Origin of the sequence: Bifidobacterium sp. UBA6881 (assembly GCA_002451435.1) — a bacterium.
In the GTDB taxonomy this organism is placed as follows: domain Bacteria; phylum Actinomycetota; class Actinomycetes; order Actinomycetales; family Bifidobacteriaceae; genus Bifidobacterium.
This window is the reverse complement of sequence record DKCF01000028.1, coordinates 2,409-4,149: the sequence shown is the minus strand read 5'-3', so window position 1 is coordinate 4,149 and position 1,741 is coordinate 2,409. Positions and strand designations below refer to the sequence as shown.

1 protein-coding gene and 1 pseudogene are annotated in these 1,741 nt (G+C 59.9%); both read right to left on the bottom strand.

Features of this window, described 5'->3' with window-relative positions; genetic code table 11:
* A partial coding sequence (locus tag B3C64_RS02090; protein ID WP_291533376.1) for a DUF4032 domain-containing protein occupies nucleotides 1-887 on the bottom strand: 887 nt, incomplete at its 3' end.
* 392 nt (nucleotides 888-1,279) lie between these two features.
* Nucleotides 1,280-1,741 (bottom strand): annotated as a pseudogene (locus tag B3C64_RS02085) (sugar ABC transporter ATP-binding protein); the annotation flags it as partial.

Here is a 1,741-nt window from a genome sequence, read left to right as displayed (position 1 = left end):
TCCAGCTCGTCCACGTCGAAGCCCAGTTCGTTGAGCTTGTTGACGCGCTTCTCGATCTTCCACATCTCGTCCGGGTTGAACTTGTCCGTGTCGGTCAGCGCGCTCCACAGCGAATGGTAGCGGTCGACGAGTCGGTTGCCGATCTCGATTTCGTCCACGTCGCTGGGCAGCAGCGCGCCGGATGCCAGATCCATCAGTTCGCCGATGATGTTCGTACGGGCCAGATCCACATCGTATTCGCGCTGGCCTTCGGTCAGGTTGATCTGCAGATCACCGGTTTCCGCATCCACCAGGAACGCGGAGAACGCGTCGGCGTCGCGCAGGAACAACACGTTCGACAGCGACACATCGCCCCAGTAGAAGCCGGCCAAGTGCAGACGCACCATCAGCACGGCCAAGGCGTCGATCAATCGTTCGGCGGTGTCCGGACGCAGATTGCGCGCGAACAGCGCACGGTACGGCAGCGAGAACTTCAGATGCTTGGTGACCAGAATGGCCTCAAGCGGCTCGCCTTCACGGTTGTGGCGGCCGGTGACCACCGCGATCGGCTGTACGGTCGGCAATTCCAGCTTCTGCAGTCGGCGCAGCAGCTCGTATTCGCGTTCCGCGACATTACGGGTGATTTCCTTCATGGCGTAGACCTCATCGCCCACGTGCACGAAACGCACCACGTGCCTGGAGATACCGCGGGGAAGATTGGCGAGCAGGTCTTCCGGCCAGGTCGCCAACGGCTTTTCCCACGGCAGTGTGAACATCCTCGGATTCGAGCTTGCCGCGGTGATTCGCAACGCGTGGGGTTCCGAAGACCGTATGGCAGGATCCTCAACCTTCACGGAAGTGGCTTTAAGCACTCGGGGATCCATCTTTGGCAGTTCATGTGATTCCATACCGCACTAATCTACCCGTTGACCTACCCGAACGGCCATGCTACGCTTGGGCATCCCGCCAAGGCGCCTTTCCGGTTGATTTGACGGCGGTACCGCGCCGATCCACATGGTCGAATCGTTCTGCGATGCCATTCCTTCATGCGGCTTCCGAATGGAAGTCGCCGCGAATGGAAATGGTTTAATGGTTTCCGAACAACGTTTCCAAGCGGATGTTCCCGGGCAAAAGAAAAGCCCCGCGGCAACGCGGGGCTTTTCCAACGAGGCCATAAGAGAGGAAGAGAACGCCTCGTTTAATGGTTGACGGAAACTCTCGTTTCCGCCAAGTATGTATTCACCATCCAGCAGATGCCTTCACAGGGTGAGGCATCCGTGCCGATTGGCTACTTGGTGGCTCAGTTCAGACGCAGCTCGGTGGACGGCGCGAACAGGTGCATCTTGGACGGGTCGATCTTGATCTTGACGACGTCGCCGACCTTCGGCAGAGCGCGCGGGTTCACACGGATGGTGGTGAGCTTGTTCTGGTCGGACATCATGGTGGATGCCTCGGCTGCGGAGCCATCGGTGAGGATGTTGCCGTAGATGTAGCCGTCGGAGCCCAGATCCTCGACGTTCATCACCTTGAGGGAGAACGCGTTGGAGTCGTCCGGGGCGGCCAGGGAGGCGTCTTCCGGACGGAAGCCGACCACGATCTGGTTGTTGTCTTCGGCGGTGAGCTTGTTGACGGCCTCGGCCGGCAGATCCACGGTGTCTTCGCCGATCTTCGCCTTGCCGTTGACCACCGGGTGGGTGTTGATGTTCATCGACGGGGAGCCGATGAAGCCTGCGACGAAGACGTTGGCCGGACGATCGTACAG